We start from the raw sequence: 26,801 nt of genomic DNA, 5'->3' as shown, positions 1-26,801 counted from the left end.
ATGTAGACTAGACAATAAAAAATGAGCGGAGACAGAAATCATTTTGAATTCTGTCTCCACCCACAATTGTGACTTGAGCTATATAAAGTTTGCTATAAGAACTTTTTCATATTAGTCAGTTGCTTTTTTTAGTTAAATCATTTTATCTTTAAATTCATTTTTTAGTTCATCGATCTTCGTATCTTTAGTATAAGGTGTTTTATTATTATAAGCTGCTCTCATTATTAAATGACTTGAAAGTGGGCCAGTTATAAGAATAAAAAGAATACCAAAGATTAATTGCATATTAATATATCCATCTGTAGCGATAAAGTATAAGAATGTGCCAAACAATAGGAAAATAGCACCTAAAGTTGCTGATTTTCCTGCAGCATGACCACGCGAATAAATATCTTTTAATCTTATAATACCAATAGCAGTAACGGCACTTATAATAGCTCCTAAAATGACAAAGATAACTGCTAAACTAATGATAATGTTCGTTATCACGTTCAATCACCTTACCTTTATCCATATATTTTGAGAAGACAGCTGTTCCTAAAAAGGCCAAAATACCAATTAATAAAATAGCAACGAGTAAATATTCTGAACCTATGAATATACTATATAACGCGATACACGCCATTAGTTGTAAACCGATTGCATCAAGCGCTAAAATTCTATCGGCTAATGTGGGACCTTTGATGATACGTACAAACATCGCTAACATTGATATTGCAACAACAATTAAAGCAATAATCATGATGATTTTTACCATTAGTCTTCGCCCACCTCTCTAACTACTCTCTCTAATGAAGATTTTATACCTTCAACTTCTTCTTCTTTAGTACTGAAATCTATAGAGTGAATATATATTTTTCTTCTATCATCACTAATACCTAATACGACTGTTCCTGGCGTTAATGTTATTAAATTAGATAATAAAACGATTTGCCAATCAGTTTTTAAATCAGTGTGATATACGAAGAAACCTGGTTCATTCTTAAGTTTAGGTTGTAGAACAATTTTTAAAACGTCGATATTAGCTTTTAATAATTCTACAAAAAATACAACCGCTAATTTTAATATTTTATAAATTTTTATGAAATAAAATCTTCCTGGTAATATTCTACTAAATAAATATACAAATCCGAGTCCTAGTATGAAGCCGAGTAAGAGGTTATTTAATGTATAGCTACCACTTAAGAAAATCCAAATAAAAGCTAAGATAAAGTTTAAAATAATTTGAATAGCCATTATGATCTACCTCCTAAGACACTCTCAATATAGATGCTAGGATCGTAAAACGATTGAGCCGCCTCAGAAATTAATGGATATAATAAATCAGCAGATAATCCAAATAAGACTGTGATGACGACAGCAATTATTGAAATAGTAGTAGCGTGTTTAACGTTAACACTTTGAGTAGGCTCATAACCTTTAGGTTTCCCGAAAAAGCCTTTTAAGAAAATATGAATGACTGAATATAGCACAACTAAACTTGAAAGTAATACGATAATACCACTTACATAAAATCCTTTTTCAAAGGTTGCTTGTACAATGTAATATTTACCATAAAAACCACTTAGAGGCGGTATACCAGCGAGACTTAGCGCTGCGATGAAGAAAGTCCATCCTAGTACAGGGTAGTGTTTAATTAAACCGCCAAAGTCTTTAAGACTTGTAGATTTCGTAATTTGATACATCACACCTATAAGTAAAAATAGGGCAGTTTTGACTAACATGTCATGAATTGTGTAGTAAATCGCACCTATAATACCTGCTTCATTCATCATTGCTACGCCAACTAAGATAACTCCGACTGCAATCATGATATTATAAATAATAATCTTTTTAGTATCATCGTATGCAATTGCACCTACCGAACCAAAAATGATCGTTAATAACGCTAAGAATAAAATTGTATAGTGCGAGAAACTCATTGTGTTGTGGAAGAACAAGCTCAAAGTTCTTAAAATCGCATATACGCCTACTTTTGTTAGTAGGGCACCAAAAAATGCAATGATTGCAAATGGTGGTGCATAATATGAACCTGGCAACCATACGTACATAGGGAAAGCACCGGCTTTAGTTGCGAACACGAAGATAAATAAAATAAAGACTATACTTAAGAGTCCGCTATGTGTGTTAGACAATGTAGATAATTTTTCACTAATATCTGCCATGTTTAACGTACCAACGATGGAATATAAAATCGCTACTGCAATTACAAAGAATGTTGAGGTTACTATATTAACTAATAAGTATTTGACAGTTTCACGTAATTGAATTTGAGTGCCACCTAGTACAAGTAGTGCGTAAGATGACATTAGGAAGACTTCGAAAAATACAAATAAGTTAAATATATCTCCAGTTGTAAATGCACCTATAATTCCTACTAACATAAATGTGATAGAGAAGTGATAATAATAACGTTCTCTATCAATTCCTGCTGTGGTACTTGAAAATGCAGTAATTAAAATGGTGATAATGATACTAGTCACAATCAACATTGCACTAAAACTATCTAGTAAAAAGATAATGCCATAAGGTGCAGGCCAAGAACCCAATTCTACTTTAAGCGGACCATCGACATATACATTTCTTAAATTGATTATTGCCACAATTAGTGTCAGGACTAGACCAGTTAAAGTGATATATCGTTTCGCACGATAACGTTGTCCTAAAAAGACCAATATAATTGCTGTAAAGATAGGTACGACTAATGAAAGGACGACTAAGTTATTTTCAATCATCATCTAACACTCCTTTCATTCTTTCTACGTTGTCAGTACCTAATTCTTTGTATGTTCTAAATGCTAAGACTAAGAAAAAGGCAGTTGTCGCAAAAGCGATAACGATTGCCGTTAGTATTAATGCATGGGGGATAGGATCGACATATTGACTAATATTTTTTTCATAGATTGGCATTTCGCCATGTTTCAATCCACCCATAGTAATTAAAAATAAATTTGATGCATGTGTAATTAAAGTTGTCCCCATAACAATTCGTATCAAACTTTTAGATAAAACGAGATAGACACTAATTGAAGTGAGGATGCCACATACAAATATCATGATTATTTCCACTATTCGCTCTCTCCAATCGTTATAATAATTGTCATAATCGTTCCAACTACTGCGCAAAGAACTCCGAAATCAAAGAACATCGGTGTGTTCATATGAACAGGTTGAAGTAGGGGCAACGGTATATTAAATTCCGTGTGTGTGAAAAAGTTTTCACCATAGAACCAACTCGCTAATGGAGTACCAACACAGAATAATAAGCCAATTCCAATTAAAATTTTAAAATCCCACGGGAATACCTTTTCCATCGTTTTAATATCAAACGCAATTGCGATGATAGTTAGTGCACATGATAATAGTAGGCCACCTACGAAGCCACCACCAGGTGTATAATGTCCTGCAAAGAATAAAGTGACCCCAAATAAGGCGATTAGAAAGGCGATAATAACAGCAGCATATTGAAACATTAAATTATTGTTCTGTCTGTTCATCACGTTTCACCTCACTTGATTGATGTTTACGACGCAACTTAATCATTGTATACACACCTAAACCAGCAATACCTAATACAGATGATTCAAATAAAGTATCCATACCACGGAAGTCAACAAGTATGACATTTACCATGTTCTTACCGTGAGCTAAATCATAAACATGTGCTTTATAGTATTCTCCAATAGATGTAAAATGTCTGTTTCCGTACGCAATTAAACCTAAGATAATTACAACAAGTCCGACACCAATTGAAATAAGTGCGTTCGTTAATTTAAATGATCGTGTTTCATTATAACGATTTAAATTAGGTAAATGATAGAAACATAATAAGAATAACGCTGTAGAAATCGATTCTACTACGAACTGAGTTAAGGCAAGGTCTGGTGCTTTGAAAAATACAAATAATACAGATACTGAATAACCGACCACACCTAGCATGATAACGCTAAATAAACGTGATTTAGCAATAACAACCATAAATGCTGCGATAATTAATAATATTAAAATCGCAATTTCGTAAATATGAATATTATTTATATCTTTAAAATTAAAGTCAAAAGGAACACTTAGTAACGTCACAATCGTAACGACAATAAGCATACCGAATATAATGACTAAGCTATCTCTAACATAACCATTTACATAACTATTCGTCATATTCGCTGAATAATTAGGCAAGTATTTTCCAGTAGAATCGTACCAATGATTTAATGTTAGACGTGTTGGCTGAGCGTGTAAGAGTCGGATCCAATAACTAAATGTTAGTAATAAAAGAATACCTAATATCCAAATAATTAATGTTGAAATAAATGCAGGAGTAATACCATGGAATAAATGAAATTCCGCATTAACATTACTCATACCACTAATTGCAGTAGTCGCTGGATCTACAATAGATTGCGTTAATAATCCTGGGAATAACCCAAAGACAACAACGAGTACTGCTAAAATGATTGGAGATAATAACATCAATATTGAAGCCTCATGTGCTTTTTTAGGTAAAGCATTAGGTTGATGTTTACCAAAGAAAATATACATAATAAATTTAATTGAATATACAAACGTAAATATACTACCCACAATAGCTAAAATAGGAAAAACAATACCTAATGTATCTAAACTGAAAACATTAGCGTGAGAAATCTCAATCATGGCTTCAAGAAATTTTTCTTTAGAAAGGAAGCCGTTAAACGGTGGAATACCTGCCATACTTAATGCTGTAATAACAGTAATTGTAAATGATATAGGCATAATCGTTAGCAAACCACCAAGTTTTTTAACATCTCTTGTGCCTGTAACATGATCTACAGCACCTGTAATCATGAATAACGCACCTTTAAATGTGGCGTGATTCACTAGATGAAACACTGCTGCAGTAAATCCAGCAATGTACAATTGGCTTTGACTTCCCTCGAAATGATAACTTACGGCACCAATACCTAACATCGACATAATCATGCCAAGTTGAGATACTGTTGAGAATGCGAGTATACCTTTCAAATCTTGTTGTTTTGTTGCATTTAAAGATGCCCAGAAAAGTGTGATTAAACCAACTAAAGTAATTGTCCAAATCCATCCTTGTGATATCGCAAAAAGCGGTGTAACACGTGCAACTAAATATAATCCTGCTTTCACCATTGTTGCCGAGTGTAGATATGCACTGACTGGGGTAGGTGCTTCCATAGCGTCAGGCAACCAAATATAAAATGGAACTTGTGCAGATTTAGTAAATGCACCCAACATAATAAGTACCATTGCGAAGATAAAGAATGGACTATGTTGAATCTCAGATGCATTAGCAATTAGCTCGTGTAAGCTAAGTGAATCACCTGCTAGAGAAATTAAAATGAATCCCCCTAATAAACTTAATCCACCAAATACGGTAATGATTAATGACTTCTGTGCACCATAAATAGATGCCTTTTTTTCTCTCCAGAAAGAGATAAGTAAAAAACTTGAAAACGAAGTCAATTCCCAAAATAGATATAAAATAATTAAATTGTCTGAAAGGACAACGCCTAACATTGCACCCATAAATAGTAATAAATAACAATAAAAATTACCAAGCTGTTCAGATTTACTTAAGTAACCAATGGAATATAAAACCACTAACGATCCTATACCTGTTATAAGTAAACTGAATAAAATGCTTAAGCCGTCAAGATATAAATCAAAATTCATACCTATATGTGGCATCCAGTTTAATGTTTTTATTACTGTATTACCTGACTGAGTAGTCGAAATTAGAGATAAGAAATAGATAAATAAGGCAACAGGAATAGGTAATACAAACCAACCTAAATGAATCTTTTTAAAGAATCGATATAGAATTGGAATAATGAGTGCAAATATTAACGGTAAAATGACCGCAATATGTAACAAACTCACTATGTTATCCTCCTTAAAAAATATTTATGCAATATATTATACATGAATCATATTGTTCTGAAAAACGACGAAAACGCATATAAGTAGTGATTTTTCAGAACTGGTTAAATAAGAAGAAACAGGTTCAAATGACCTATAAAAATTTTTGTTTATATTGAATTGAATAGTCAATTTTTATATTTTCAAGATTGTTTAAGGCTAGTTTTGCAAATTCAGTATTTTGCTGTTTTAAATCATTTTCCATTTTTGTAATAGCTTGTTGAAGTGACGCTTCATAAGTCATTTCCTCAACATTAAACTCGCGCAATTGTGAACGCGTTGCATAACGTTTCTCATAATGACTTAGAGCACGTCTTTCATGGAAAAAGACACCTTCAGTTTGTCCTGGATTATGTAAATCACCTTGTTTCGGATGTTTAATCACTTGCTCAACTTGAACTAGAACTTGGTCGTCATTCTCTTCTTTAATTGTAACGCCGTAAGCGCCAGTCTTATGTGAGAATCGGTATAACATGCTATATTACTTCCTTTCAAATGTGTTAAGATGTATCTATATCATCATAACATGAATGGAGAATTGAAATGACTAACTATCCACAACTAAACAAAGAAATACAAGACAATGAAATTAAAGTTGTTATGCATACAAATAAAGGCGATATGACATTTAAGTTGTTCCCAGATATCGCGCCAAAAACTGTTGAAAATTTTGTGACACACGCTAAAAATGGTTATTATGACGGTATTACTTTCCACCGTGTTATTAATGACTTCATGATTCAAGGAGGAGATCCTACAGCAACTGGTATGGGTGGTGAAAGTATTTATGGAGGTTCTTTTGAAGATGAATTCTCTTTAGAGGCTTTTAACTTATATGGTGCGCTTTCAATGGCAAATGCAGGACCAAACACAAATGGTTCTCAATTCTTTGTTGTTCAAATGAAAGAAGTTCCAGAATCTATGGTTAACCAATTAGTAGATGGTGGCTGGCCTGAACCGATTGCCAAAGCATATGCGGATAATGGTGGCACGCCTTGGTTAGATCAAAAACACACTGTGTTCGGACAACTAATTGAAGGCGAAGCAACTTTAGAAGATATTGCAAATACTAAAGTAGGTGCACAAGATAAACCTGTACATGATGTAGTTATTGAATCTATTGATGTAGAAGATAAATAATGATTGATTATGAACAAATCTTACGAATCGACGGTTGATGTCGATTCGTTTTTTTATGGTTTAAACTTTCTATTCAATTGCAATTTTAAAAACGATAACCTTAAATGCGAACGTTAATTTAGTATTTGTCGGAAGGGTTATTATATTTTTGAAAAAATGTGGATTTTTATTGGTTATAGTTAGTCCAAGTTTGTGATTTATGCTATTATAATTATGTTAAGTAAATCGAAGTAAGGGGTTATCAAGTTGAATAATCACTATAAAGAAGGTCAGCATATTAAAGTGCGTGTGACTGGAATTCAACCGTATGGCGCTTTCGTTGAGACCCCTGACCATACTGAAGGACTTATCCATATTTCTGAAATTATGGATGATTATGTCCACAACTTAAAAAAATTTCTATCAGAAGGACAAATCGTTAAAGCAAAAATTTTATCAATTGATGATGAAGGAAAACTAAATTTGTCTCTTAAAGATAATGATTACTTTAAGAATTATGAACGAAAAAAAGAAAAGCAGTCAGTATTAGATGAAATTAAAGAAACAGAAAAGTATGGGTTTCAAACACTTGAAGAACGCCTACCGGTCTGGATTAAACAGTCTAAACGTGCGATTCGTAATAATTGATTGACTGTTAACACGCTAAGCTAACGTTATATTTTAATATAGCGTTAGCTTTTTTATGCGTTTGATTATAAAAAAGTGACACAAATATATGCATATACAGTCAAGCAGAATATTGGAGGAGCTTTAATTCTGTGTGCTATAGTCTGGTCATAATTAAAAAGGAAAGGACTTACCTATGAATAAAAAATATGAAAAATTATTTGAAACCGTAACTTTGCCAAATGGGGTTGAATTAAAAAATCGTTTTGTATTGGCTCCATTAACGCATACTTCATCTAATGATGATGGTACAATTTCTGACGTGGAAATACCGTATATTGAAAAGCGCTCTAAAGATGTTGGTCTAGCCATCAATGCTGCAAGTAATGTTAACGATATTGGTAAAGCTTTTCCGGGACAACCTTCTGTTGCGCATGATTCAGATATAGAAGGACTCAAGCGTTTAGCACAAGCTATGAAGAAGAATGGTGCTAAAGCTTTAGTTCAAATTCATCATGGTGGCGCACAAGCATTAGCTAATTTAACACCGAATGGAGATGTTGTTGCACCAAGTCCTATCACTTTAAAAAGCTTCGGACAACAACATGAACATGATGCTAGAGAAATTACGCCTGAAGAAATTGAACAAACAATTAAAGATTTCGGTGAAGCGACGCGTCGAGTAATTGAAGCTGGGTTTGATGGCGTAGAAATTCATGGTGCTAATCACTATTTAATTCACCAATTTGTATCTCCATATTATAATAGAAGAAATGATGAATGGTCTGATCACATGAAGTTTCCAACTGCTGTTATAGATGAAGTATTAAAGGCTAAATCAGAATATGCGAGCGATGATTTCATAGTAGGGTATCGACTTTCTCCTGAAGAAGCTGAAACACCGGGTATTTCAATGGAAATTACCGAACAATTAATTAATACAATTACTGAAAAATCAATTGATTATGTTCATATATCTCTTGGAGATATTCATTCAACTACAAGAGAAGGTAAGTATGCAGGACAAGAGCGATTGAAATTAATTCACCAATGGGTGGATGGTCGTATCCCAGTTATTGGTATAGGATCTGTATTTAAAGCTGATGACGCATTAGACGCTATTAAATCAACAGGTGTTGAACTCGTAGCACTTGGTCGTGAAATATTATTAGATTATAATTTCATCAGCAAAATTCAAGAAGGAAAAGAAGACGAAATTTTATCAGAATTTGACCCTCATCGTGAAGATAAGCATGAATTACCACCTAATTTGTGGAAACAATTTAACCAAGGTTTTTATCCGTTACCTCGTAAAGATAAATAGTATTAATGAGTGAATAAATGTTAAACTTTGCGGTTAGTTTTAATCTAGTTAAAAAGAAGATGTTCAAAATATCTTTATAAATTTAGTTTGATAAATGTAGTTTGATAAATGTAGATGAACTTAGAGAGTTTATAAAAGATTATGGCAATCATTCTTGTCATAATCTTTTTTACGTAAACACCAAAGGAATCTTAATTAATTTTATTTATCGGAAAATTTTTAATATTTTGCTTGTAAAAATATTGATAGATATGTCATTATATCTGTAAGGGCTTTCATTTAGAAACGAAGGGCATATTTGATGTAACAATGAGTCATTTAATGCTCTTATTAATTTTGCAATTATACTTCTTTGTATATGACATCGAAAGCCGTAATCATATGGCCATTAGTTTTAATATAAATTAAGCAAAGGGGAGATATTATGACTAAGTCAGAACAAATCATTGAATTAACCAACCATTATGGAGCTCAAAACTACGTACCACTACCAATCGTTGTTGCAGAAGCGGAAGGTATTTGGGTAACTGATCCAGAAGGTAATAAATATATGGATATGCTTTCAGCTTATTCAGCTGTTAACCAAGGACACCGTCATCCTAAAATTATTCAAGCACTTAAAGATCAAGCTGACAAAGTAACTTTGGTTTCTCGTGCTTTTCATAGTGATAATTTAGGTGAATGGTATGAAAAAGTTTGTAAATTATCAGGTAAAGATAAAGCACTACCAATGAATACCGGTGCGGAAGCAGTTGAAACTGCATTGAAAGCTGCACGTCGTTGGGCATATGATGTAAAAGGTCTTGAACCAGATAAAGCTGAAATTATCGCATTTAATGGTAATTTCCATGGTCGTACTATGGCGCCAGTATCTTTATCATCAGAAGCTGAGTACCAACGTGGTTATGGTCCGTTATTAGATGGTTTCCGCAAAGTGAATTTCGGCGATGTTGATAAATTAAAAGAAGCTATTAATGAGAATACAGCTGCTATTTTAGTTGAACCGATTCAAGGTGAAGCAGGTATTAATATCCCACCTGAAGGTTATTTAAAAGCTATCAGAGAATTATGTGATGAACATAATATTTTATTTATTGCCGATGAAATTCAAGCTGGTTTAGGACGTTCTGGTAAATTATTTGCGACTGATTGGGATAATGTTAAACCTGATGTTTATATTTTAGGAAAAGCGCTTGGTGGCGGCGTACTACCTATTTCTGTAGTCTTAGCTGACAACGAAGTACTGGATGTATTTACACCTGGTTCACATGGTTCTACGTTTGGTGGTAATCCATTAGCTTGTGCCGTTTCAATCGCTGCGTTAGATGTCATATTAGATGAAGATTTACCTGGCCGTTCACATGAATTAGGGGAATACTTTAAATCTGAATTACAAAAAATTAATCACCCAGCTATTAAAGAAGTACGTGGTCGTGGTCTCTTTATTGGTGTTGAATTACATGAAAGTGCTAGACCTTTCTGTGAAGCATTAAAAGAAAAAGGACTATTATGTAAAGAAACTCATGATACGGTGATTCGATTTGCTCCACCTTTAGTTATTTCTAAAGAAGAATTAGATGATGCATTAGATAGAATCAGAAGCGTGTTTAATTAAGTTCAAAAAGTTGTAACATTCATTTTGAAAACCCTTTAAAAAGCAAAGACATGTGTTACAATATGTATGAAAGCGAAATCATTTGTTAAAAAGAGGCGAAAGTGATTATGACTGAGAATAATAATTTAGTGACTTCGACACAAAGTATCATTAAAGAAGCTTTACACAAATTGGGATTTGACGATGGTATGTATGATTTAATCAAAGAACCATTAAGATTTTTACAAGTTCGTATCCCAGTACGCATGGATGACGGTACTGTTAAAACATTTACAGGTTATCGTGCTCAACATAACGATGCTGTTGGTCCAACTAAAGGTGGGGTCCGTTTCCACCCTGAAGTAGATGAAGAAGAAGTTAAAGCATTATCTATGTGGATGACTTTGAAATGCGGTATTGTTAATTTACCATACGGTGGTGGTAAAGGTGGTATCGTATGTGACCCACGTCAAATGAGTATTCATGAAGTTGAACGTTTATCTCGTGGATATGTACGTGCAATTTCTCAATTCGTTGGTCCTACTAAAGATATTCCAGCACCAGACGTATTTACTAACTCTCAAATTATGGCTTGGATGATGGATGAATATAGTGCTTTGGATAAATTTAACTCACCTGGTTTTATTACAGGTAAACCTATCGTATTAGGTGGTTCACAAGGACGCGATCGTTCAACTGCATTGGGCGTAGTGATTGCTATTGAACAAGCAGCTAAACGTCGTGGTAAGGAAATCAAAGGTTCTCGCGTAGTTATCCAAGGGTTTGGTAACGCAGGTAGTTTCTTAGCTAAATTCTTATATGACATGGGTGCAAAAGTCGTAGGAATTTCTGATGCTTATGGTGCATTACATGATCCAGAAGGTTTAGATATCGATTATTTATTAGATCGTCGTGATAGTTTCGGTACAGTTACAAACTTATTCGATAACACAATTTCTAACAAAGAATTGTTCGAGTTAGATTGTGACATTCTAGTACCAGCTGCGATTTCTAACCAAATCACTGAAGATAATGCGAATGATATTAAAGCCGATATTGTTGTTGAAGCGGCAAATGGACCTACTACACCTGAAGCTACACGAATTTTAACTGAACGCGGTATCTTATTGGTACCAGACGTACTAGCAAGTGCTGGTGGTGTAACAGTTTCATACTTCGAATGGGTGCAAAATAACCAAGGTTATTATTGGTCTGAAGAGGAAGTTAACGATAAATTACGTGAAAAATTAGTAGATGCTTTTGATTCAATATACGAATTAGCACAAAATAGAAAAATTGACATGAGACTAGCAGCTTATATTATAGGTATTAAACGTACTGCAGAAGCAGCTCGCTACCGTGGTTGGGCATAAACCGATATATAAACATAAATAAACGCTATAGCTTGTTATGGGAGTGAAACAAGTTATAGCGTTTTTGTTTTGATTCAAGAGCCTGGGACTTACATTATATAATGATGCTATTTTGCAAATTCGCAGTAGCTGAATGTATTAAAATTTTTACTTACTTTTGTGAACTTATTGCTTTATATTGATCAGCATAATTCGTAAACACACCATCAACACCGTATTGGTTCAAGCGCTGCATATCGGCAGTTTCATTCACGGTAAATGGATGTACGAGGAAACCTAAATCTTTTAAATGAGCTGTATTTTGTGCATTTAAATCACTATATTCAGGACCGACGCCAATTGCATAAGAATGAATACGTTGTAAATCTGTTTCACTTTGTTGAGCTAATTCACCTTTGTCCAATAGGCGTATTAATGGCACATTTGAATTTAATTGATGCATTTTTAATAAGCTAGCTTCTGAAAATGATTGTACCAGGACATGTCCATTTTCTAGAGAATTTGAAGTAAGCATGTTATGTCGGTTTAGTGTGTCTAGCAGTTGCTGTTCCATACCTGGATACACATCGGGTTGCTTAGTTTCAATATAATAATTTGCATTTGTACCATAACGTGACAATATCTCGTCTAACGTTGGCACTGTAGCCCCTTTATAACTATCTTTGGCTAATTGAGGATTTTGTTCATTAAATGATGAACCTGCATCTAATTTCTTTAATTCAGCTAATGTATAGTCCTCGACACGACCTGAGCCGTTTGTTGTACGATCAACTGTTTCGTCATGCATTGCAACTAAATGACCATCTTTAGTGCGTTGTTAATCTATTTCAATATATGAGGCACCTAATTCGTTATGACTTTTATCGTACGCTGCAAAAGTATGCTCTGGTGCATAGCCACTAGCACCACGATGTGCAATAGTAGTATGGCGCTCTCCTGTTAAATTTCTTGACCAATTAGTAAGGTTGTTTTGATTTTTAGATGCATTAGTTAGATTCGTAGTTGTAGTGTTTGATGATTCACCACCACTTGCTTCAACGGGCGTATGTATAATCGCTAGACTCAAACTGGCTACTGTTAAACATGAAATGATACCTTTATTACTTGCTTTCAACAAACTCATCCTTTCATAGTTAAATATATAATTAAAATCTATCAGAGCAATTTTGTGTAAGAAAGTGAATTTGCAGAAGCTTTAAATAACTATTATATACTTAATGTTAACTCAATATATTTAACAAAAGGGTTGGGAATGGATAGAATTCATTCAGAATTCGTTAGCCCATACCCAACCTCTAAAATTAATCGTTATTTAATAATTTTTCAGCAACTTTAAGTTGATGACGTACTGCGTCTTGGCCTGTTGAACCATAACTTTTTCTTCGGCTAAGACAGTTTTCCGGTTTAAGATAATCATAAACATCTTGATCAATATTTGAATTTAATTCTTTGTAATGTTCAAGAGGTACATCTAATAAATAGATACCTTGTTGAATGCACTCAAAGACAATTTCACCAACAATTTCGTGTGCCTTTCTAAATGGTACATCTTTAGCTACTAAATAATCAGCTAATTCCGTTGCATTTGAAAAGTCTTGATGCACAGTTTCGTTTAAACGGTCTGTATTAACAGTCATTGTATCTAACATACCTTCAAAAATTCGTAGTGAACCTTTTATAGTACGTACTGAATCAAATAAACCTTCTTTATCTTCTTGTAAGTCTTTATTATATGCAAGTGGCAACCCTTTTAATGTTACAAGCATGCTCATTAAATGTCCTGTAGCACGTCCTACTTTACCACGAATAAGTTCTGCCATATCTGGATTCTTCTTCTGAGGCATAATAGATGAACCTGTAGAGAAAGCATCAGATAGGGTAATGAATTTCGCTTCATCCGTAGACCAAAAAATAATTTCTTCAGCAAAACGTGATAAATGAATCATAGTTAATGAAATATTATGCAAAGTTTCAATAATGTAATCACGATCACTCACTGCATCTAAACTATTCTCATAAACTGAACTAAATTCTAATAATTGTTGCGTTTCGTGTCTATCGATAGGGTGTGTTGTACCACTTAATGCAGCTGCACCCAATGGTGAAATATCAATACGTTTCATACTATCAATGAAACGTGAATAGTCTCTTTCTAGCATCCAGAAATATGTCATAACATGGTGTGCAAAAGAAATCGGTTGAGCACGTTGTAAGTGTGTATATCCTGGCATGATTGTATCCACATGTGATTGAGCTAGTTTAAGAATGGATGTTTGGAATGAACGAATAAGGTCTTGAATTTCAAGTACTTCTTTTTTTACGTATAAATGCAAGTCAGTAGCCACTTGGTCATTTCTACTACGACCCGTATGCAACTTACCTCCAGCGTCACCGACACGTTGAATGAGTTCATGTTCAATGTTTAAATGAATATCTTCAAGCGATTTTTTAAACGCAAGCTTCCCATTATGAAAGTCTTGTTGAATCTCTTTTAAGCCATTAATGATTGCGTCTTTATCATCTTGTGAAATGATATTTTGATTAGCTAACATGGTAGCATGTGCAATACTACCTTGGACATCTTCATCCAACAATGTTTGGTCGAAATCTATGGAAGCATTAAATTCATCTACCCAATCTTCCGGCTGTTGTTGAAAACGGCCACCCCATGCTTTACTACTCATTACTATAACCTCCATGAAGATATGCATTTACTTGAGTAGGTAAACCATAAATATCGATGAAACCTACTGCTGCTGATTGATTGAATGCATCTTCTTTAGTGTATGTTGCTAATTTTTCATCATATAGCGTGTATGGAGATTTTCTTCCATTAACAATGGCATTACCTTTAAATAATTTAATTCTAACATCACCTTCAACATATTGTTGCGTGCTATCAATGAATAATTTTAAGCTATCAGTTAATGGTGAGAACCATAAACCATTATAAGTTTGTTCAGCAAATTGTTTTTCAATCACTGGTTTGAAATGAGCTACATCTTTAGTTAACGTTAATGTTTCAAGTGCTTTATGTGCTTTTAATATTACTTCTGCACCAGGAGTTTCATATATTTCACGAGATTTAATACCAACTAGACGATTTTCTACATGGTCGATACGTCCAATTCCGTGTTTTCCAGCTAGTTCATTCAAAGTTAATATTAATTGATCTAAGTCATAATCTTGATGATTTAATTGAACTGGAACACCGTTTTTAAATGAAAGGATAATTTCATCAGGTGTATCTGGTGTATCTTCTAACTCTGCAGTCAAATCATAAGCGTCTTTTGGAGGGGCAGCATACGGATCTTCTAAAATACCACACTCATTTGCTCTACCCCATAAGTTTTGATCAATTGAATAAGGAGAATCGTGATTGATGCCAACGGGGATATTGTGTTTAATGGCATAATCAATTTCTTCTTCACGACTCCAACCCCATTCTCTTACTGGCGCAAATGCTTTTAGGTTAGGGTTTAATGCTTTAATAGCAACTTCGAAACGAACTTGGTCATTACCTTTACCAGTACAACCATGCGCGATACCGACAGAATTAGTTTGTTCAGCAATCTCAACTAATTTCTTAGCGATAAGTGGACGAGATAAAGCTGAAACGAGTGGATAACTATTTTCATACATTAAGTTACCTTTGATTGCATAACTTACAAAGTCATCACTAAATTCTTTAGTAGCATCAATAATATGACACTCAACTGCACCCATATCTAGTGCTTTAGAATATACAACATCTAAATCTTTACCTTCACCAACATCTAAACATACAGCTACGACATCATAGCCTTTATCTATAAGCCATTTAACGGCTACACTTGTATCTAATCCACCTGAATATGCTAATACGATTTTCTCTTTCATTAAAATTCACCTCATAATTTTTCTGAAAATTGATATAAATTTATACTAACAGATATCAAATGAAAATAAAACCATTTTTTTACATAAATATACAAAAATTTGAAAATGTCTTTTTTATCAACATCTCAATTGTATTAAAGGATATGTTACATATTGATATAGAAATATAAGTATTATTTTATTTAGAAATTATTCATTTTAAAATTATTAAAAATGTCTTAAAATTGTTGAATTAATTTGAAAATATTCGAATAGTCAGTCATGTCAATTGAATAGCAGGCTTAAAGTTAGTAAAATTAAATCAACAAAGATATACAGGAGGCTTTTATAAAATGACTCATATTCAATTAGATTATGGAAAAGCATTGGAATTCTTTGGTCAACATGAAATTGATCAACAACAAGATATCGTTAAAACAATTCATAAAACGATTCACGAAGGTACTGGTGCAGGTAGTGATTTCTTAGGTTGGGTGAATCTTCCGGAAGACTATGATAAGAAAGAATTTTCAAGAATTGTGGAAGCATCAAAACGTATAAAATCTAATTCAGACGTATTAGTAGTAATTGGTATTGGAGGCTCATATTTAGGTGCACGTGCTGCTATTGAAATGTTAACTTCATCATTCCGCAATTCAAAGGAATACCCTGAAATTGTATTCGTGGGTAATCATTTATCATCAACGTACACTAAAGAATTAGTAGACTACTTATCAGATAAAGATTTTTCAGTAAATGTTATTTCTAAATCTGGTACAACTACAGAACCAGCAGTAGCATTTAGACTATTTAAACAATTAGTTGAAGATAAGTATGGAAAAGCAGAAGCTAAAAAACGTATCTTTGCTACTACAGATAAAGCAAAAGGCGCATTAAAACAATTAGCAGATAATGAAGGTTATGAAACGTTTGTAGTACCAGATGATGTTGGTGGTCGTTATTCTGTATTAACTGCTGTGGGTCTATTACCGATTGCAACAGCTGGCATAAATATTGAATCAATCATGATTGGTGCAAACAAAGCGCGTAAAGAATTATCATCAGATAAATTAGATGAAAATATTGCTTATCAATATGCGACAATCCGTAATATTTTATATAGCAAAGGCTACACTACTGAAATGTTGATTAATTATGAACCGTCAATGCAATATTTCAATGAGTGGTGGAAACAATTATATGGTGAGTCTGAAGGTAAAGACTTTAAAGGTATATATCCATCTAGTGCAAACTATACAACTGACTTACATTCATTAGGTCAATATGTCCAAGAAGGACGTCGTTTCTTATTTGAAACAGTTGTAAAAGTAAACAACCCTAAACACGATATTACAATTGAAGAAGATAGTGATGATTTAGATGGATTAAATTACTTAGCAGGTAAAACAATTGATGAAGTTAATACTAAAGCATTTGAAGGTACACTATTAGCTCACACTGATGGTGGCGTTCCTAATGTTGTTGTGAATATTCCACGCTTAGACGAAGAAACATTTGGTTATGTTGTATACTTCTTTGAATTAGCGTGTGCAATGAGTGGATATCAATTAGGCGTTAATCCATTTAACCAACCTGGAGTGGAAGCCTATAAACAAAACATGTTTGCATTATTAGGTAAACCTGGATTTGAAGATAAGAAGAAAGAATTAGAAGAGCGTTTATAATTCTCTAGTCATTCAATAGCGTCAATTAAATATGTCTTACAAAGTCGATATGGATCAAATTCCGTATCGACTTTTCTATTATATACCTTTATATTAAAGCTAAGGAATAAGTTCTAACTACTACCTGTGACTGATTTATTGTTATATAGGTAGATTTATAAATGAAACAGTGTACAATATTTCTATGAAATAATAACTGTTAATCCAATAGGAAGGATTTGATGTAACTATGTTTCATCAAATTGAACAATGATTTGATTTATTACAAAGTTTTGGTTATCTAGCTGGATTTATTATTTTATTTTTTAGAGCCATTGTGCCAGTACTTCCTTTAACATTGTATGTTATTTTATGTGTTCATGCGTACGGCTTTATAGCAGGTACAATCATTAGTTGGTTAGGTGTTGTAGCAGGTACTTATACAGTGTTCTTTTTCTGTAGAAAATTTGTTAATGCTAACTTTATGAAACGGATTAAATCAAGACGATCGGTTGAACGCCTAATTCATTTTATAGATAGACAGGGCTTAGTACCAATATTTATATTAATGTGTTTTCCGTTTACACCCAATACACTAGTTAATTTTGTGGCAAGTTTCTCTCATATTAGAGGCAAATATTATTTTATAATTTTACTTATATCTAAGTTAATTTCTATTACATTTTTGGCGATTATGGGAAAAAGTGTAAGCTCATTTTTCACACATCCTGTTAGAGCAATAATGGTATTAATAGTTACTATAGCGTTATGGTTTATTGGTAAGAAAGTCGAGGGCTATTTCATGGGTTCGGACAAGGAGTGACAAGGTGCGTAGAGTGACAAGTTGGATTGTAGCATTCCTATTTGCTTGTCTGTTTGTCATGTTTATACAAATGTTCTTAGTTAAAGGTGCTGTAGTTCAAACTGATGATATGTCACCAACTTTGAATAAAGGTGACCGTGTCATTATTAATAAAATTAAAGTTACCTTTAACATGTTGAAAGACGGAGATATTATCATGTATCGACATAAAAATCAATTACACTTTGGTAGATTGGTCGGCAAGCCTGGTGAATCAATTGAAGTTAGAAACGGTAAATTGTATAGAGATGATAGACAAGTTAATAAATTTTATGCTAAAAATAGAGATATTAATAATTTTGCAATAAGAGATTTACATGATTCTGATGGTGATATTATTCCGCCAAATTCATATTTTATTTTAAATGATAATGGTGATAAACAACGTGATTCAAGAACATATGGATTAATAGATAAGGACCATATTGTAGGAGATGTTAGTTTAAAGTATTATCCATTTAAAGAATTTACCTATCAGTTTAATAAGTAGATGAGGTGTTAAAATTGAAGAAAGAAATAGTTGAATGGATTGTTGCCATAGCGGTAGGTTTATTACTTGTATGGGTAATGGTCAACTTCGTAGCTAAATCATATACTATAAAAGGCGATTCAATGGATCCGACACTAAAAGATGGTGAACACGTCATGGTTAACATTCTAGGATATAAAGTTGGAGACATAAAAAAAGGTAATGTAATCGTATTTCATGCGAATCAACAAGACGATTATGTTAAACGTGTCATTGGTGTACCTGGCGATAACGTTATTTATAAAAATGATAAATTATATGTTAATGGCAAAAAGATAAATGAACCTTATCTTGATTACAATGAAAAACGTAAACAAGGTGAATATATTACGGGTTCATTTGAAACTAAAGATTTACTAAATGCAAATCCTAAATCAAATATCATACCAAGAGGTAAATACTTAGTTTTAGGTGATAACAGAGAAGTCAGTAAGGATAGTAGGGCGTTTGGTTTAATTGATAAAGATCAAGTTGTTGGTAAAGTATCATTTAGATTTTGGCCGTTTAGTGAATTCAAGTTTAACTTTAATCCAGATAATGAAAAATAAGAAAAATTAGTATTAATGAATTAATTTTTAACATAGCAAGACTGGTAATGGAATGTTCATAGAGGTTCCGCCAGTCTTTTTTTGTTCAAAATTTCGATCTAACAAAACATTTTTAAGAACGTATGTTCTATGTTAAAATAAGATCAAAGGAGTGTGGAAATAATGGAGTTGAACGCATACATTGGCAGGGCAGGGACAGGCAAATCTCATCATATGATTGATAATATTAAGCAACAAATGAAAGAGGATCCTCTAGGTGATCCAATTGTTTTAATAGCACCAACACAGAGTACTTTTCAATTAGAACAAGCATTTGTTAATGATAAAGAATTGAATGGAAGTCTAAGAACTGAAGTGCTTCACTTTGAACGCTTAAGTTATAGAGTTTTTCAAGAGGTTGGAGGATTAACTGAAGAACGACTAACGCAAGCGGCTACCGAGATGATGATTTATGATTTAGTTCAACAACATCAATCGGAATTAAAACTATATCAATCACAAGTAAATTATTATGGTTTTAGTGAGAAGTTAAGTGAACAAATTCAAGATTTTAAGAAATATTCTGTTACGCCAGAACATTTACATACATTTTTGCAAGATAATGACTTGAAGACGAGAACTAGACATAAATTAGAAGATATATCGCTTATTTATCAGTATTTTGAGGAACGCATAAATGGCGAATTTATTACTTCAGAGGATAGTTTAAATCATTTTATTAATATTTTAAGTCAATCAGAATGGATTAAAAGAGCAGAGGTATACATAGATGGATTCCACAACTTCTCTACATTGGAGTATCAAATTATTAAAGCACTCGTTCAAAGCGCCAAAAAAGTTACTGTTCTTTTAACAACTGATGGTAATGAAGATCCATTTAGTTTATTTAGAAAACCATCAGAGGTATTAACGCATCTAAAGGAAATTGCCAATGATTTAAACATAGAATTACAACAACAATTCTTTAAACAACAATATCGTTTTAACAATAAAGATTTAATACAACTGGAACAACAATTTGACGCATTGCAAATTAATCCTATCGCTTACGATGGTAATATTAATATTTTAGAATCCTCAAGTATACGTGAAGAAGTTAATGAAGTAGCTCGCCAAATTATTAAAGATACACGTGATAAACAATATAGATATCAAGACATTGCTATCTTGTATCGTGATGACTCTTATGCATATTTATTTGACTCTGTTCTTCCACAGTATGATATTCCATTTAATATCGACACTAAAAGATCAATGACACATCATCCGATCATGGAAATGGTACGCTCACTTTTGGAAGTTATTCAAACAAACTGGAATATTAGTCCTATGATGCGTTTAATTAAAACCAATATTCTATCTAATCACTTTAAGGATAGTGCATATTTAATTGATTTATTAGAAAACTTTGTCGTTGAACGTGGTGTTTATGGCAAACGTTGGCTTGATGAAAAACTGTTTAGTATTGATAACTTTACGAAAATGGGACGTAAAGAACATAAATTAACTACTGAAGAACGAGAAGATTTCGAGCAAGTAGTTCATTTAAAGAATGATATTATTGATAAAATATTAACTTTTGAAAAAGCAATGAACGAAGCAGAAAATGTGAGAGGTTTTGCGACAGCTTTCTATGAGACAATGGAGGCATTTGATTTACCTAAATATTTAATGACTCACCGTGACCAATTAGACGTCGATGGTCGTCATGAAGAAGCTGAAGAAATAGATCAAATTTGGAATGGTCTTATTCAAATTTTAGATGATTTAGTCACTGTATTTGATAATGAAGAAATGACTCTTAAACGCTTTTTAGAGGTATTTGATATTGGTTTAGAACAATTAGAATTTGTAATGATTCCTCAAACCCTCGATCAAGTGAGTATAGGGACAATGGACTTAGCGAAAGTAGACAATAAAAAGCATATTTATATGGTTGGAATGAACGATGGTGCTATGCCGCAACCGGTTTCTTCTTCTAGTCTTATAACTGATGAAGAAAAGAAAGTGTTTGAACAACAAGCACAAGTTGAATTAAGTCCTACATCAGATATCTTACAAATGGATGAAGCGTTTGTTTGTTATATTGCAATGACACGAGGCAGTGAACAAGTTACATTTTCATATAGTTTAATGGGTGCACAAGGTGAGGATAAAGAAAAAAGTCCATTTATTGACCAAATACAAGGGTTGTTCAATGGATTAGATGTAACGAATATTCATTATCAACATAATGCACAACCTTTATCGTTAATGGAGCATCCACATCAAACTAAAGTCGTCTTATTCGAATCTTTAAAATCTTGGCTAGAGGCAGAGATGGTTGCTGATGTATGGGTTGATGCTTATCAAGTCATGCGTGATAATGACAAATTGAATAATGGTTTAGAGTACCTATTAACTGCGTTGACATATGACAACGAAACAGTGAAATTAGATGAACCATTGGCTGCATCTTTATATGGTTCAACAATTAACGCAAGTGTATCTAGATTTGAAGGGTATAATGATTGTCCGTTTAAACATTATGTTAATCATGGTTTAAGGTTAAATGAGCGAACGAAATATAAGCTTGAAAATTTTGATTTAGGAAATATTTTCCATACAGCATTGAAGTATATTTCGGATAAGGTAGATGGAGACTTTAAAAATCTTGATAATAAGAAGATACATGCTTTAACTGTTGAAGCTTTAGAGAATGTTTTACCTCAAGTCCAATTCAATCTCATGGATTCAAATGCATACTATCGGTATGTGTCAAAACGAATTGGTGTCATTGTCGAAAGTACTTTGAAAGCATTACGCTATCAAAATAAAAATACAAAGTTCAAACCACAACGTTTCGAAGCAGGGTTTAGAAAGAAACCGAACAACAATGAAGAACTGATTGCGCAACCATTAATTACAAAACAAGGCATTCCAGTTAATATACGAGGACAAATTGATCGTATAGATGCTTACACTAAAGATGATAAGAGCTACATTAATATTATTGATTATAAGTCATCTAATCCCAGTGCGAAATTAGATTTAAAGAAGGTTTATTATGGTAAACAAATGCAAATGATGACTTATATGGATATTGCTTTGCAAAATGCCCAACGTCTGGGATTATCTAACGAAATTAAACCAGGTGGCCTATTGTATTTCCATGTACATGATGAACGTCTCAGTTTTAAAGATTGGGGAGAATTGGAAGATGATGCTTTAACACAGGACAAACTTGAACAAGCATTTTTAAAAGAATATAAATTACGTGGCTTAGTTAATAGCGATATGGATGTAGTAGACGCATTGGATATTCGTTTAGAAGAAATTGGTAAATCCGACATTGTTCCAGTTAGCCTGAAGAAAGATGGAAGTATTGGAAGTAGGGGGAGCAGTGTTGCTGATGAAACAACAATTTATAAATTTATCAAACATAATAAAGATAACTTTATAAAGACTGCTACAAATATTATGGAAGGTCATACCGAAGTTGCACCACTTAAATTCGATGACCAATTACCATGCCAATTTTGTAATTTTAAATCAGTGTGCCATGTGGATACTATTATTGATAGTAAACATTATCGCCATGTAGATGAAACTATAGATCCTATCAAAGCAATACAAGATGTCGAGTTAGAAAGCGGTGATCATAATGAATAACATCCCCATCAAACCTAAAGATGCTCAATGGACAGATGCACAGTGGAAGAGTATATACGCTAATGGTCAAGATGTATTAGTAGCAGCAGCAGCAGGGTCTGGTAAAACTGCTGTATTAGTAGAAAGAATTATTCAAAAAATTATTAGAGATGAAATAGATGTTGATAAGTTACTCGTTGTTACATTTACTAATTTAAGTGCGAGAGAAATGAAGCATCGTGTTGATCAGCGCATTCAACAAGCGTCAATAGAAGATCCTAGAAATGAACATTTAAAGAATCAACGCATTAAAATTCATCAAGCACAAATTTCGACATTACATAGCTTCTGTTTAAAGATTATTCAACAGCATTATGATGTCATTGATTTGGATCCTAATTTCCGCACAATTAGTGATGTAGAGAATGTGCTGTTACTTGAACAGTCTATTGATGAAGTTTTAGAAAAACATTATGATACACCGGATATTGAATTTCTTACTTTAGTAGAACAATTATCAAGTGATCGCAATGATGATAATTTTAGAGATTTGTTAAAACGTTTCTATAATTTCAGTATAGCCAATCCTTCACCGTTCGAGTGGTTGGATTCTTTAGTTGAAATTTACACGGACGATAATAAACATAAATTATATCTAGACGAATTAGAAAGATTATCGAAAATTTATATCAAAGCTGCATATCATACTTTGTTAGAAGCGGAAAATAACTTTCTGAATTGTATAGAAGCGGAAAAGCATTTAGATGTTATCAAACTAGAAAAATATAAATGCGAAAAAATGATTGAGGGTAATGTGATAAATTTTGAAGAAATCATCAATTATACCTCTGAAAAATTGCCTACAATAACTAAAAAATTAAAAGATACGAATGAAGATGAAGGTATAAGTTCTCAGTTTTTAACAAACGCTAAAGATTTTTATGATGATTATAAAAAACTATTATCGGAAGTAAAAAATAAGTATCTAATGCGTTCTTATGAAGATTTAAAAGTAGATATGAAACGTTTGGCTCCTAGAATTCAATACCTTGTACAAATCGTTAAGGATATTATTAATGACTTTGCTGAAAAAAAACGTAGTCGCAATGTACTGGATTTTTCTGATTATGAACACTTCGCTCTACAAATATTAACTGACCAAGAGGGCAATGCTTCGTCAATTGCGAAAGAATATCGATCACAATTTGAAGAGATTTTAGTAGATGAATACCAAGATACTAACCAAGTACAAGAAGCAATCATATCTAAAATTAAACGTGGTGACGAATCTAATGGAAATTTATTCATGGTAGGGGACGTTAAACAATCTATCTATAAATTTAGACAAGCTGATCCAACGCTATTTATGGATAAATATCATCGTTTCACAAAAGATGGCAATCAATCAGGGTTACGTATCGATTTATCTAAGAATTTCCGTTCACGTAATGAAGTACTCGCCACAACAAATTACTTATTTGACCATATGATGGATGAAGAAGTAGGTGAAATTGAGTACGATGCTGATGCGAGACTTTATTTTGGTGCTACTAAATATTCTGATAAATCTATGCCTCTCGAACTACATGCATTAATTCAAGATAAAAGTAGCGATAATGATTTAGAAAAGTCAGAACAAGAAGCTCGCTATATTGCTGAGCAAGTTAAATATATTATTGAACATAAACAAGTTTATGATATGAAGTCAGAAACTTATAGACAAGCTACTTTCAAAGATATCGTCATACTTGAAAGAGGGTTGAAAAATGCGCGCAATTTACAACAAGTATTTAAAGACTATAATATTCCGTTCCATGTAAATAGTAAGGAAGGGTACTTTGAACAAACTGAAGTACGTCTCGTCTTATCATTTTTAAGAACCGTTGATAATCCTTTACAAGATATATATTTAGTAGGATTGATGAGATCGGTTATATACCAATTTACGGAAGATGAATTAGCAACCATTCGAGTTCAAAGTATGAACGATGATTATTTCTATCAATCCATATTGCATTATATGAAAGATCAAGAAGCGAACCCAACGTTAGTTGAGAAATTAGAACATTTTATGGATGATATAAACATGTATCAAGAATATAGTCAATCTCATCCTGTGTATCAATTAATTGATAAGTTCTATAATGATCATTACGTTATTCAATATTTTAGTGGTCTTATTGGTGGTAAAGGTAGACGCGCAAATCTATATGGATTGTTTAATAAAGCAGTAGAATTTGAAAATTCAAGTTTTAGAGGGCTGTATCAATTTATTAGATTTATTGACGAACTAATAGAACGCAACAAAGACTTTGGTGAAGAGAATGTTATAGGTCCTAATGATAATGTGGTACGTATGATGACAGTTCACAGTAGTAAAGGTCTAGAGTTCCCATATGTTATTTATTCGGGACTTTCAAAGAATTTTAATAAAGGCGACTTACGTAAACCACTCATCTTAAATCAAAAATATGGTCTAGGTATTGATTATTTTGATTTAGAGCGAAATGTAACCTATCCGTCATTATCGTCAGTTGTCATTAAATCAATTACTGAAAAAGAACTTGTTTCTGAAGAAATGCGATTAATGTATGTAGCTTTAACGCGAGCGAAAGAGCAACTCATTCTTATTGGTACTATTGATAAGGAAGAAACATTAGAAAAACTTGAGCGATTGCCAATTTCAGGTAATCAAATTGCATTGCATAAACGGTTATCAGCAGATCGACCTTTTGATTTAATATATAGTATTTTGGCTAAATACCAATCTACATCTTTATTACCAGAGTATCAGTTTGAGAAATCCATTGATAATTTAGATGAGAGTCTGCGTCCTACTGTAGATATTAAAATTGCACAATTTGAAGAACTTTCGATTGAGGACAGTGAATCAGAACAAGAAAGTCGCGATGTTTCAGATTTAGAAGTAGAAGGCTCGCATGATGATACATTAAAGCAACAAATTAATGATCAATTATCATTTAAATATCCTTTTTTAAAAAATACGGAGAAACCATCTAAACAGTCTGTTTCAGAATTAAAGCGTCAATTAGAAACAGAAGAAAGTGGTACAAGTTACGAAAGGGTAAGACAATACCGTATAGGTGTATCAACTTATGAGAGACCTAAGTTTTTACGTGAAAATAAAAAACGTAAAGCAAATGAAATTGGTACTTTAATGCATACAGTTATGCAACATCTACCATTTAAAGAAACTCGTATGACTGAAACAGAATTGAATGACTATATTAATGAATTAATTGAAAAGCATATTATTGAAGAAGATGCAAAAAAAGATATTCAATTTGAAGCAGTTATGAATTTTATTAGAAGTGACTTGTATATGACTATTACAAAAGCTGACAAAGTTTATAGAGAGTTACCATTTGTCGTAAATCAAGCGCGTGTAGACGAAATGCCTGAATTAGATGAAGATGTGTCAATTATTCAAGGTATGATTGATTTAATATTTTTAAAGGACGGTCAATATTACTTTGTAGATTATAAAACAGATGCATTTAATAAGCGTAGAGGTATGACAGACGAAGAGGTAGGTATACAACTTCGTGATAAGTACAAAATTCAAATGAAATATTATAAAAATACATTAGAAACGATTTTAAATTCTAAAGTATACGGTTACCTTTATTTCTTCCAATTTGGTCAAATGAGTATTGAAGAAGATGTTTAATAGATTTTTAATCCAATGAATGAAGTGTGTATTAAATTTCAAAAATTTCAGACA

The 26,801-nt window shown here is 32.8% G+C and carries 20 protein-coding genes and 2 pseudogenes; 11 read left to right on the top strand and 11 right to left on the bottom strand.

Annotated elements, in window-relative coordinates; genetic code table 11:
- Nucleotides 1-132: 132 nt before the first annotated feature.
- The 8 genes from BB045_RS09055 to kapB form a co-directional block, all read right to left on the bottom strand.
- Nucleotides 133-489, bottom strand: a complete 357-nt coding sequence (locus tag BB045_RS09055) for a Na+/H+ antiporter subunit G1 (RefSeq protein WP_011276272.1) — start codon at nt 487-489, stop codon at nt 133-135.
- Nucleotides 467-757: a Na(+)/H(+) antiporter subunit F1 gene (locus BB045_RS09050; RefSeq protein WP_070581504.1), complete on the bottom strand. Its 291-nt coding sequence runs from the start codon at nt 755-757 to the stop codon at nt 467-469. The genes BB045_RS09055 and BB045_RS09050 overlap by 23 nt, the downstream gene beginning before the upstream one ends.
- A complete protein-coding gene (locus BB045_RS09045) occupies nt 757-1,236 on the bottom strand; it encodes a Na+/H+ antiporter subunit E (RefSeq protein ID WP_037548993.1) in 480 nt (159 codons plus the stop codon). Before BB045_RS09045 ends, BB045_RS09050 begins: the two co-directional genes overlap by 1 nt.
- On the bottom strand, nt 1,236-2,735 hold the full coding sequence (locus BB045_RS09040) for a Na+/H+ antiporter subunit D (protein WP_070678364.1): 1,500 nt from the start codon (nt 2,733-2,735) through the stop codon (nt 1,236-1,238). The genes BB045_RS09045 and BB045_RS09040 overlap by 1 nt, the downstream gene beginning before the upstream one ends.
- Nucleotides 2,728-3,069: a Na+/H+ antiporter Mnh1 subunit C gene (gene mnhC1, locus BB045_RS09035; protein WP_070581502.1), complete on the bottom strand. Its 342-nt coding sequence runs from the start codon at nt 3,067-3,069 to the stop codon at nt 2,728-2,730. The genes BB045_RS09040 and mnhC1 overlap by 8 nt, the downstream gene beginning before the upstream one ends.
- Nucleotides 3,069-3,497 carry a Na(+)/H(+) antiporter subunit B gene (locus BB045_RS09030; protein WP_016931159.1) on the bottom strand — a complete coding sequence of 143 codons (429 nt, stop codon included), beginning with the start codon at nt 3,495-3,497 and terminating at the stop codon, nt 3,069-3,071. The genes mnhC1 and BB045_RS09030 overlap by 1 nt, the downstream gene beginning before the upstream one ends.
- Nucleotides 3,478-5,889: a Na+/H+ antiporter subunit A gene (locus BB045_RS09025; protein WP_070581501.1), complete on the bottom strand. Its 2,412-nt coding sequence runs from the start codon at nt 5,887-5,889 to the stop codon at nt 3,478-3,480. Before BB045_RS09025 ends, BB045_RS09030 begins: the two co-directional genes overlap by 20 nt.
- A gap of 133 nt (nt 5,890-6,022) precedes the next feature.
- Complete coding sequence (gene kapB / locus BB045_RS09020; protein ID WP_070581500.1) at nt 6,023-6,403, bottom strand: sporulation phosphorelay system protein KapB; 381 nt, start codon at nt 6,401-6,403, stop codon at nt 6,023-6,025.
- A 68-nt stretch (nt 6,404-6,471) separates the two neighbouring features.
- Here kapB and BB045_RS09015 point away from each other — a divergent pair, with 68 nt between their 5' ends.
- The 5 genes from BB045_RS09015 to BB045_RS08995 all read left to right on the top strand — a co-directional run bounded on the left by BB045_RS09015 (nt 6,472) and on the right by BB045_RS08995 (nt 11,965).
- On the top strand, nt 6,472-7,068 hold the full coding sequence (locus BB045_RS09015) for a peptidylprolyl isomerase (RefSeq protein ID WP_016931161.1): 597 nt from the start codon (nt 6,472-6,474) through the stop codon (nt 7,066-7,068).
- A 246-nt stretch (nt 7,069-7,314) separates the two neighbouring features.
- Nucleotides 7,315-7,695 carry a S1 domain-containing post-transcriptional regulator Ygs gene (ygs, locus tag BB045_RS09010; protein WP_011276262.1) on the top strand — a complete coding sequence of 127 codons (381 nt, stop codon included), beginning with the start codon at nt 7,315-7,317 and terminating at the stop codon, nt 7,693-7,695.
- Between the two features lie 175 nt (nt 7,696-7,870).
- Entirely contained in the window at nt 7,871-8,998 is a 1,128-nt protein-coding gene (locus tag BB045_RS09005; RefSeq protein ID WP_070581499.1) for an NADH-dependent flavin oxidoreductase, read from the top strand.
- 424 nt (nt 8,999-9,422) lie between these two features.
- Nucleotides 9,423-10,613: an ornithine--oxo-acid transaminase gene (locus tag BB045_RS09000; RefSeq protein ID WP_070581498.1), complete on the top strand. Its 1,191-nt coding sequence runs from the start codon at nt 9,423-9,425 to the stop codon at nt 10,611-10,613.
- 107 nt (nt 10,614-10,720) lie between these two features.
- Nucleotides 10,721-11,965, top strand: coding sequence for a Glu/Leu/Phe/Val family dehydrogenase (locus BB045_RS08995; protein WP_070581497.1), 1,245 nt, complete (start codon nt 10,721-10,723; stop codon nt 11,963-11,965).
- A 151-nt stretch (nt 11,966-12,116) separates the two neighbouring features.
- Here BB045_RS08995 and BB045_RS08990 read toward each other — a convergent pair.
- The 3 genes and pseudogenes from BB045_RS08990 to BB045_RS08980 form a co-directional block, all read right to left on the bottom strand.
- Nucleotides 12,117-13,079: pseudogene (locus BB045_RS08990) on the bottom strand (glycerophosphodiester phosphodiesterase).
- A gap of 187 nt (nt 13,080-13,266) precedes the next feature.
- Nucleotides 13,267-14,649 (bottom strand): argininosuccinate lyase, encoded by a 1,383-nt coding sequence (argH, locus tag BB045_RS08985; RefSeq protein WP_075140690.1) that lies wholly within the window; start codon nt 14,647-14,649, stop codon nt 13,267-13,269.
- A complete protein-coding gene (locus tag BB045_RS08980) occupies nt 14,642-15,844 on the bottom strand; it encodes an argininosuccinate synthase (protein WP_075140689.1) in 1,203 nt (400 codons plus the stop codon). The genes argH and BB045_RS08980 overlap by 8 nt, the downstream gene beginning before the upstream one ends.
- Nucleotides 15,845-16,176: 332 nt before the next feature.
- Here BB045_RS08980 and BB045_RS08975 point away from each other — a divergent pair, with 332 nt between their 5' ends.
- The 6 genes and pseudogenes from BB045_RS08975 (at nt 16,177) to addA (ending at nt 26,747) form a co-directional block, all read left to right on the top strand.
- Nucleotides 16,177-17,508, top strand: coding sequence for a glucose-6-phosphate isomerase (locus tag BB045_RS08975; protein WP_037549027.1), 1,332 nt, complete (start codon nt 16,177-16,179; stop codon nt 17,506-17,508).
- A gap of 229 nt (nt 17,509-17,737) precedes the next feature.
- A pseudogene (locus tag BB045_RS08970) lies at nt 17,738-18,310 on the top strand (TVP38/TMEM64 family protein).
- A 4-nt stretch (nt 18,311-18,314) separates the two neighbouring features.
- Nucleotides 18,315-18,839: a signal peptidase I gene (gene lepB, locus BB045_RS08965; RefSeq protein WP_070581493.1), complete on the top strand. Its 525-nt coding sequence runs from the start codon at nt 18,315-18,317 to the stop codon at nt 18,837-18,839.
- 14 nt (nt 18,840-18,853) lie between these two features.
- Complete coding sequence (lepB, locus tag BB045_RS08960; RefSeq protein WP_070581492.1) at nt 18,854-19,426, top strand: signal peptidase I; 573 nt, start codon at nt 18,854-18,856, stop codon at nt 19,424-19,426.
- 162 nt (nt 19,427-19,588) lie between these two features.
- Nucleotides 19,589-23,077, top strand: coding sequence for a helicase-exonuclease AddAB subunit AddB (addB, locus tag BB045_RS08955; RefSeq protein WP_070581491.1), 3,489 nt, complete (start codon nt 19,589-19,591; stop codon nt 23,075-23,077).
- Nucleotides 23,070-26,747: a helicase-exonuclease AddAB subunit AddA gene (gene addA, locus BB045_RS08950; RefSeq protein ID WP_070581490.1), complete on the top strand. Its 3,678-nt coding sequence runs from the start codon at nt 23,070-23,072 to the stop codon at nt 26,745-26,747. Before addB ends, addA begins: the two co-directional genes overlap by 8 nt.
- The last annotated feature ends 54 nt before the right edge of the window (nt 26,748-26,801 follow it).

It is taken from the genome of Staphylococcus sp. MB377, from assembly GCF_001922505.1.
GTDB classification, from domain to species: Bacteria; Bacillota; Bacilli; order Staphylococcales; family Staphylococcaceae; genus Staphylococcus; species Staphylococcus haemolyticus.
Note: the sequence above shows the minus strand (reverse complement) of the source record. Positions and strands in the feature narration are given on the sequence as shown.

Excerpts from the sequence above, each read along its gene's own strand:
- BB045_RS09005 (WP_070581499.1), top strand. The coding sequence starts at position 7,871 with ATGAATAAAAAATATGAAAAATTATTTGAAACCGTAACTTTGCCAAAT.
- argH (WP_075140690.1), bottom strand. The coding sequence starts at position 14,649 with ATGAGTAGTAAAGCATGGGGTGGCCGTTTTCAACAACAGCCGGAAGAT.
- addB (WP_070581491.1), top strand. The coding sequence starts at position 19,589 with ATGGAGTTGAACGCATACATTGGCAGGGCAGGGACAGGCAAATCTCAT.
- BB045_RS08975 (WP_037549027.1), top strand. The coding sequence starts at position 16,177 with ATGACTCATATTCAATTAGATTATGGAAAAGCATTGGAATTCTTTGGT.
- BB045_RS08995 (WP_070581497.1), top strand. The coding sequence starts at position 10,721 with ATGACTGAGAATAATAATTTAGTGACTTCGACACAAAGTATCATTAAA.
- BB045_RS09040 (WP_070678364.1), bottom strand. The coding sequence starts at position 2,735 with ATGATTGAAAATAACTTAGTCGTCCTTTCATTAGTCGTACCTATCTTT.
- addA (WP_070581490.1), top strand. The coding sequence starts at position 23,070 with ATGAATAACATCCCCATCAAACCTAAAGATGCTCAATGGACAGATGCA.
- BB045_RS09015 (WP_016931161.1), top strand. The coding sequence starts at position 6,472 with ATGACTAACTATCCACAACTAAACAAAGAAATACAAGACAATGAAATT.
- BB045_RS09030 (WP_016931159.1), bottom strand. The coding sequence starts at position 3,497 with ATGAACAGACAGAACAATAATTTAATGTTTCAATATGCTGCTGTTATT.
- BB045_RS08980 (WP_075140689.1), bottom strand. The coding sequence starts at position 15,844 with ATGAAAGAGAAAATCGTATTAGCATATTCAGGTGGATTAGATACAAGT.
- BB045_RS09045 (WP_037548993.1), bottom strand. The coding sequence starts at position 1,236 with ATGGCTATTCAAATTATTTTAAACTTTATCTTAGCTTTTATTTGGATT.
- BB045_RS09050 (WP_070581504.1), bottom strand. The coding sequence starts at position 757 with ATGGTAAAAATCATCATGATTATTGCTTTAATTGTTGTTGCAATATCA.
- BB045_RS09000 (WP_070581498.1), top strand. The coding sequence starts at position 9,423 with ATGACTAAGTCAGAACAAATCATTGAATTAACCAACCATTATGGAGCT.
- kapB (WP_070581500.1), bottom strand. The coding sequence starts at position 6,403 with ATGTTATACCGATTCTCACATAAGACTGGCGCTTACGGCGTTACAATT.